Consider the following 7684-nt stretch of genomic DNA (forward strand, 5'->3'; position numbering starts at 1 on the left):
ACTTTGAGACCAAAATTTGAAAATATCTCCTCTCACTTCATAAAGCTTTATTGAGGCAAGTGACCTAACTTACAAACAAAACTCCAGCGAGAAAAATCAACGAAGAATGGTATTTCAATCATAAACAAAAAGAGAAAACAAATTCATCTGTATGATAGCACATATCCATATTTTGAAACTTATTTAACGGAAAAACGAAATGCGTGGTAATATAACTTTTAGAATAAGTTCAATCGAAAGCGGTGAGAATCCATTGCATTTTCCAATCTTGATTTCTGAACTTTACCAGCGTAAAATTAAAAGGTAATATTTATCAGAGAAGGATAGAGAGTGACAAGAAAGAGGGAATGAAAGTTGAAAGAGTTCAAAATCACTATTCTCACAACGACAGATCTTCATGGTTATATCTTTCCAGAAAGCTATTCGACAAAGAAAAATGTTGAGTATGGTCTTTCTAAAATATCTACAATGATAGGAAAAATAAGAAAAAAAGCAGATCACGTTCTTTATTTTGACAATGGAGATGACATTCAAGGCTCTCCCCTTGAGTATTATCATGCAACTGTTGATAATTCGGGCGTTGATCCAATGATAATGGCTTTGAATTACCTGAAATGTGACGCCATGACGATTGGAAATCACGAATTTAATTTTGGAAGAGATATCTTAGAAAAGGCGATTTCTGAAGCCAACTTTCCAATCACATCGGCGAATATAGTGCGTAAGGGAACGAATAAGCCGGTGTACGGGAAAGGTTACACGCTTTTTGAATTCAAAAACGGCCCCAAGATTGCCTATCTTTCGCTTACCACGAAGTACATCCCCTTTTGGGAAGAACCAAAGCACATAAAAGAACTTGACTTTCTGGATCCCATTGAAACAGCGAGACGTTATTTGAAGGAATTCAAACTTATCGGTGCCGATGTTGTGATAATTGGGTACCACGGCGGACTTGAAAGAGATCCACAGAGTGGAGAAGTAATTGCGGAGCTCACAGGCGAAAATCAAGGATATGAAATGGCGAAAACTTTAGACGGTGTTGCCGCTTTTATCTTTGGGCACCAGCATAAAAGCTTTGCCACAAAGATAAACGGTATTCCAGTCATAATGGCTTCAAGCTACGGAAAAGCCCTTGGAGTCGTTGAGCTTAAGCTTTCTTATACGAATAAATGGGAAGTAAAAGAAAGCGAAGCTCAACTTTTGGAACCCATGGAAATTCCTGCGGATGAAAAACTCCTTGAAATTGAACGTCCGTACCAGATAGCTGTGAATAAATGGCTTGATGAAGTCATAGGTGAAGCCGAAGGAGATTTCTACGTGAATGATGCCATGTACGCGCGTACTCGAGAAACTGCGCTGATAAACCTAATAAACGATGTTCAGCTTTATTATTCCGATGCCCAAATATCCGCCACTTCTGTTTTTACTCCAGATATCCAAGGATGGAAAAAAGGGCCAATAACAAGAAGAGATGTTATGAGCGTATATGTTTTTTCCAATACTTTAAAGGTTTTTGAACTTACCGGTCAGGAAGTAAAGGATATGATTGAACACTCTGCAACGTACTTTTCATTTGAAAATGGTATTGTAAGTGAATCTGGAAAGATGAAGGGCTACAAGTACAACATATTTGGAGGCATTTCTTACGTGATTGATTTGGAAAAACCAGAAGGCGAAAGAGTAGTCAAATTAGAAATGGACGGAAAACCATTGAAAATGGAGAAAAAATATACGATAGCCGTTAACAGCTACCAAGGGGGAGGAAGCGGTGGGTACACGATGTTTATAGGTAAAAAACCGATAAAAGAAATAGAAGTTGAAGTTGCGGATCTCATAGTTTCTTACATAAAAGAGAAAAAGAAGATAAAGCCCCACTTGTATGGAAGCTGGAAAATCATCCAAGTGGGCAGTTCTTCCAATTGAAAGCCCTTTTTAAAGGGGCTTTTTTCATCATTTTTTGAGGTTAAATTTGACAATGAGCATTCAAAGTGAGAAAATTAAGTGCAGTTGACAATGAAAAGAGGGATGAAGGTTGAAAGTTGATTTTTCGCCTTTTTTGGAAGAGGCGCGCTCAAAGGTTCGTGAATTGGTGAAAAGGCTTTGCCAGCATTACGACTACGTGTCTGTTTTGGGAACAGACTCTTTTGGAACGCTTTTTTTGGTGAATTCAGAGGGCGTCGAAGTGAGAGATAGCATGTGGACGGAACGAGGATTCGTCGTAAGAGTGCATGATGGGAATTACCGCGAGTTCTCTTTTAATCGATTAGATAACATCGACGAAATAGAAAAAGAAGTTTTGGAATTAGTTAAGTTAAGAGACACAATGAAATTTTCACTCTATCCTGTTATTGATGAAGAAAACCTGAAAAAAGATTTCTCGTCCGAAGTGAGAGTTTTACCGTCTTCTGTAAGCGCACAAGAAAAAATTGAAAGGCTTTTTAAAATGAAAGACATGGCTTTTGAGGTATCCAAAAAATTGGTGAATTTCAACACCATTTATGAAGAGGTTACCGTGAACAAATTGTTTGTTTCTGAAAAAAAGGAACTTTCTCAAAGCTACGTTTGGACTCAAGGATACCTTCAACCCATTGTGAGCGATGGAAAAAATGTGAAAAGCGATATAGAATCTTTTTCCGGTCTTAAAGGCGTTGAACTTCTGGAAGAAATGGAAGAAAAAGTTATAGATGTCGTTAAAGAGGCTGAATCTCTTTTGAACGCTCAAAGATTAGAACCCGGAGAATACGACGTCATCTGCTCGCCTGATGTCTCTGGCGTTATAGCGCATGAAGCTTTTGGACATGGTGTGGAAATGGACATGTTCGTTAAAAATAGAGCCAAGGCAGCTGAATACATGGGCAAAAGGGTAGGATCAGATTTGGTATCCATGCACGATGGGGCAGCTGCTGCCAAAGAAGTTTCTTCCTATTTCTTTGATGATGAAGGAACGCTCGCCCACGACACGTTGATTATAGACAAAGGAATATTGAAAGCGGGGCTTTCGGATTTGCTCTCAGCCATGAAATTGCACACCATCCCGACCGGAAATGGAAAAAGGGAATCTTTTGAAAGAAAAGCTTACGCGAGAATGACGAATACGTTTTTTACACCCGGTGAAGATACGCTTGAAGATATGATAAAGTCCATAAAACATGGATACCTTCTTGAAAAATATGGAAGTGGAATGGAAGATCCTAAAAACTGGGGAATTCAGGTTATGATAACGTACGCGCGTGAAATAAAAGATGGTAAACTGACTGACAAAGTTATCTCTCCAATAATAATAACCGGCTATGTGCCAGATCTTTTAAATTCCATTTCAATGGTGTCAAAAGATTTCAAGCTTTCTGGCAGTGGCGCTTGTGGGAAAGGATACAAAGAGTATGTCAAAGTTTCCGCCGGTGGTCCTTACATAAAGGCGAAAGCGAGGTTGGGATGATGATAGACAAGATAACGAGAATCTTAGAAGAGCTCGGAGTGAAGAAGTGGAAATTAGTTGAAAAGCGCGTCAAAGCGAAAGAACTTTTCTTCATTAAAAACACTTTAGACATGAACAGGGCAAAAGATGTTACCAAGTATGAATTAACAGTTTATGAAGATTTTAGAGATGGGTCAGAAGATTACATGGGATCATCGACAATTTTAATACATCCAACCATGACGAAAAATGAAATAGATGAAAAAATTTCAAGTGCCATCTTTGCTGCAAAATTCGTTAAAAACAAACCTTACCCATTGGCCAAAGGTGTTGAAAAACATATTGAAAATTCAAGTGAGACGTTTAAAGCGCTTGATGAAATTGTAAATGCCGTGTTCACACCCACAAACGATAAATCTTGGATCAATTCCGTTGAAATATTTTTAAACGACGAAAAGATGAGAATTTTGAATTCAAATGGCTTAGATGTTTCTTTTGAAAAAGGTAAGCTTGAAATTGAATTTATTACCAACAGTAAAAATGATGACGAAGAAGTGGAATTGTATTGGAATTTGAAGACTTCAGATTTTTCACCATCTCGGATATCATCTAAAGTATCTCAGGCTTTAGAAATAACTGTAGATAGATCTCGCGCCAAACCAACACCAAAGGTAAAGGGTATTCCAGTTATTTTCGACGAAAGCGGCACGAAAGAGATATTAAGCTATTACGTTGAAAGTGCGTCTGCTTTGAAAGTTTACGAGCACATGTCCAACGCCAAAATTGGCGAAAAAATTCAAGGTGATTTCAAAGGAAGTGGTATAACGCTCTTTGTTGATCCAGTTTTAGAAGGATCCTATTTTTCCAGACCATTTGATGAAGATGGCTTTGAATTGAAAAAAGTTAAGCTTATAGATGACGGAGTTCTACTTTCTTATTGGGGAAACTTGAGATTTTCTCATTATCTAAATGTTGAGCCCACCGGCTCGCTTACCAATTTCATTGTAAAAACCGGGAAAAAGAAGGTAAAAGAATTCAGAAAAGAGAAACATATAGAACTTAAGACGTTTTCAGATTTCCAGATGGACACGTTGACAGGAGACTTTGCGGGAGAAATAAGACTCGGCTGGTATTTTGATGGAGAAAACAGAATACCAATTACCGGTGGTTCAGTGTCTGGAAATATAAAAGACATTCAAGGAAATTTTGAACTTTCAAATGAAAGCGTGCAAGAAGAAAACTACTTGGGGCCACTTGCTTTAAAAGCTTACAACGTTAAAATTGCGGGGGTTTAAGATACCCTGGCTTTTATTGTGAAAGAGTTTCGCATAATAAATTCACGGCAGTTCTTAGTGCAAGTCAACAAGGGGATGAGCTATGTCAGAAATAACAAAAAGAGCACTTTCAAATTCATTAAAGAAACTAATGAAAGAAAAACCCTTGTCTAAGATTACGGTAAATGATGTAGTTAGGGATTGCGGTGTAAATAGAAGAACTTTGTATTATTATTTTCATGACATATACGAATTGTTAGAATGGACATTTGTTACTGAGATAAAAGAAATACTTGGTGAAAATAAAACCTATGATACGTGGCAAAAAGGTTTTGTAAGCATTTTGAATTATTTAAGGGAAAATGAAAAAGTCGTGCTAAATGCCTATAATTCTATAGATAGAAATCGCTTGGAAGATCATCTTTACGATTACGTCGCCAAATTGATATATGGTGTTGTAGAGGATATTTCTAAAGATTTGAATATTTCAGAAAAATCAAAAGAAGATGTTGTAAAATTTTACGAAATAGCGCTTACCGGTGTGATAATAAATTGGATAAAACATAAAATGATTGAGGATCCGAAGGTTTTGACTCAAAAATTGAGTAAGATCATTGAAGGAGACATATACAGATCGTTAAAAAAATTTGAAAAGGGCTCATGAAGAGCCCTGTAAATTAAAATAGATTCTCCAATGATGTGTCTTTTAATAATTTTTTCGCAATAGATTCCCCAGGTAATGATCTGTTTCCGTATAATGTTTTCGTTGCTTTGATAATATATCTAATATCGTATTTGCTTGGATAAATTTCTGGAACCTGCTTATCAAGATTTAAGAGTGTATATACGGCTATCATTGCTGAACGAACGGAATATTCCACTGTAAAGACGCAATCTCCTTCTATTTCAACGAATTGCCCAAGGAAAGCTAAATTCACACTGCCCTCAGGAACAACTTCTGGTCTATCTCCTTTTATACGTGGCATAAATTGACTTGTGATATGTGGCATCATTGCAGGAATAACTATTGCACTTTCAACAATTTCATCCATTGATTCGTCTTCCACACCAAGGTGGTATAACAGTTCTCTCAGTAATTCTTCGCCTGTACACTCACTCATTTTCTTTTTAATGTAATTGCCTTCATTATCCGCAAATAACCCATATGCCCATAATACCAATACATCGTCTGGCTGATTGGCAAAATGTGGTTGCCTGCTTATTGTAAAGCTCATTCCCCAATTCGAATCTTTTATTGTAATTATTCCACCAGTTACAACTCTTCCAGAATAGGGATCTCTATTTGTAAGATTTTTAATGACATCAACTATTTTCGAATCTTTTAAGGTTACGGTAAATGATTCCCATTTTGTTTTATCGATGTTTTCATAAAATACTTCAGGATTTCCAAATGATGGGTCTTTTGCTGCTATATTCTTCCATAAACTCCAAACAGGTCCCAATTTTTTGTTTAATTCTGGAGCTTTGTTCATGCTTCCCAACGTTGAAATTTCCGTCATTGAACCGTTAATTACAAACACCAAATCATTTCTTGTAGTTTTTATGTATTTTTCCTCGCCATTTTTGACCAGATGAATTCCTGTTACAACCTTCTCTTTATCAGAAATTTCAATATCTAGATCGGTAACCAATGTATTGTTTTCAATCTTTACTCCGTGATCCTTTAACCATTTTATCAAGGGCAATACAAATGAATCATATTGGTTGTACCGTGAGAATAAAATGTTTCTTAGTTTTGTCATGCCTGGCAATAGATGTATAAATCTTTCCATATATCTTTTCATTTCAACAACGCTATGCCATGTTTGAAAGGCAAACATAGAACGCCATAACAGCCACATATTTGTTTCAAAAAAATCTGGAGTGAAAAATTGTTCCACGGTTAAATTACCCAAATCTTCCTCTTTCGCTAAAAATAATTTTGTTAATTGTTCTATATGATGATCCTTTAATTCCAAATCAGATGAATCAACTTCTTCTCCTCGATTTTGAATCACCCTTTTTGCTGAAATATTTGGATCCCAATCGTTAATTTCTTTCATATCATCTAAAACGGTTCTTTCCGGATTTTCAAGAGTGGGAATATCTCCAAATAGATCCCATGTACATTCGTAATGCTCTTCCATTTCTCTACCGCCACGAATAATATAACCATCTTCGAGGTTTCCTGCGCCATCTAAAGCTCCACCGTTAACGTTTTTTCTTTCAAATATGGTGATGTTTCCACCATCCATATGTCCATCTCTTATTAAGAAAAAAGCTGCTGATAATGTTGAAATTCCCGAACCAACAAGATATGCCTTTTTGTTTTCTATTCCTTCAGGCCTTTTTGCGTGGTACTTCAATTGATAGCTGCCCATGTTATCCACTCCTTTATTTGATTTTCTGCACGATTTTAGTGTACTATCATTTCTCTGTGTCGTAAATCATCAAAACTGTTCGTTTGTGCAAATTTGAAACACATTCAATAAATTGTGTAGAAAGCATATGAATACTTTTTTCGCGATAGGGGACAATAATTGCTGTGAAATGGGTGAACTTGACCATCTTCCATGACCACGACCAAAGTTAATACCCATTTCAGAAAAGTTATATTGGAGTGAGATAAAGATAAGGAATGGAAATACAAAGACATATGTGAAGCCTTATTGATTTAGGAAAGCTTTGCAAGGAACACGTTTGAAAGGTACAATTTCATTTGGCATTGAATACACAACTCAAGGCATGCAGTCATTCCTGAAGAGGAAAGGCTTTGTGTACAAAAAGCCAAGGGCAATTTCAGGAAAGCATCTGAACAAATTCATATTACGATGAATTTCATGGGGTCTTTACCAAGTTTTGTGTATCCGTTGATCTGAGATAAGAATTCATAAATAAGATTCAACCCTTTCTTTGAAGTATACCGCTAATTGGGCTAGAATAGAAGCCCAATTTTTTTGCCTCATGGTCCATTTCTTTTCCAGGTCCATAGTTA

The 7684-nt window shown here is 36.6% G+C and carries 6 protein-coding genes; 5 read left to right on the top strand and 1 reads right to left on the bottom strand.

Annotated features, from left to right (window positions below):
- The first annotated feature begins 354 nt into the window (after positions 1-354).
- From ACXJIN_RS00720 to ACXJIN_RS00735, 4 genes are all read left to right on the top strand, one after another.
- Complete coding sequence (locus ACXJIN_RS00720) at positions 355-1923, top strand: bifunctional metallophosphatase/5'-nucleotidase (protein ID WP_456398663.1); 1569 nt, start codon at positions 355-357, stop codon at positions 1921-1923.
- Positions 1924-2032: 109 nt separating this feature from the next.
- Positions 2033-3436: a TldD/PmbA family protein gene (locus ACXJIN_RS00725; RefSeq protein ID WP_456398664.1), complete on the top strand. Its 1404-nt coding sequence runs from the start codon at positions 2033-2035 to the stop codon at positions 3434-3436.
- Positions 3436-4710, top strand: a complete 1275-nt coding sequence (locus ACXJIN_RS00730) for a metallopeptidase TldD-related protein (RefSeq protein WP_456398666.1) — start codon at positions 3436-3438, stop codon at positions 4708-4710. The genes ACXJIN_RS00725 and ACXJIN_RS00730 overlap by 1 nt, the downstream gene beginning before the upstream one ends.
- A gap of 82 nt (positions 4711-4792) precedes the next feature.
- Positions 4793-5353, top strand: coding sequence for a TetR/AcrR family transcriptional regulator C-terminal domain-containing protein (locus ACXJIN_RS00735; protein ID WP_456398668.1), 561 nt, complete (start codon positions 4793-4795; stop codon positions 5351-5353).
- Between the two features lie 13 nt (positions 5354-5366).
- Here the strand turns inward: ACXJIN_RS00735 and ACXJIN_RS00740 are convergent, their stop codons facing one another.
- Positions 5367-7070, bottom strand: a complete 1704-nt coding sequence (locus ACXJIN_RS00740) for an oleate hydratase (RefSeq protein WP_456398670.1) — start codon at positions 7068-7070, stop codon at positions 5367-5369.
- Between the two features lie 319 nt (positions 7071-7389).
- Between ACXJIN_RS00740 and ACXJIN_RS00745 the strand changes: the two genes are divergently transcribed.
- Positions 7390-7524, top strand: coding sequence for a winged helix-turn-helix domain-containing protein (locus ACXJIN_RS00745; protein ID WP_456398672.1), 135 nt, complete (start codon positions 7390-7392; stop codon positions 7522-7524).
- The last annotated feature ends 160 nt before the right edge of the window (positions 7525-7684 follow it).

This window comes from Mesoaciditoga sp., assembly GCF_054006115.1.

Excerpts from the sequence above, each read along its gene's own strand:
- ACXJIN_RS00730 (WP_456398666.1), top strand. The coding sequence starts at position 3,436 with ATGATAGACAAGATAACGAGAATCTTAGAAGAGCTCGGAGTGAAGAAG.
- ACXJIN_RS00740 (WP_456398670.1), bottom strand. The coding sequence starts at position 7,070 with ATGGGCAGCTATCAATTGAAGTACCACGCAAAAAGGCCTGAAGGAATA.
- ACXJIN_RS00735 (WP_456398668.1), top strand. The coding sequence starts at position 4,793 with ATGTCAGAAATAACAAAAAGAGCACTTTCAAATTCATTAAAGAAACTA.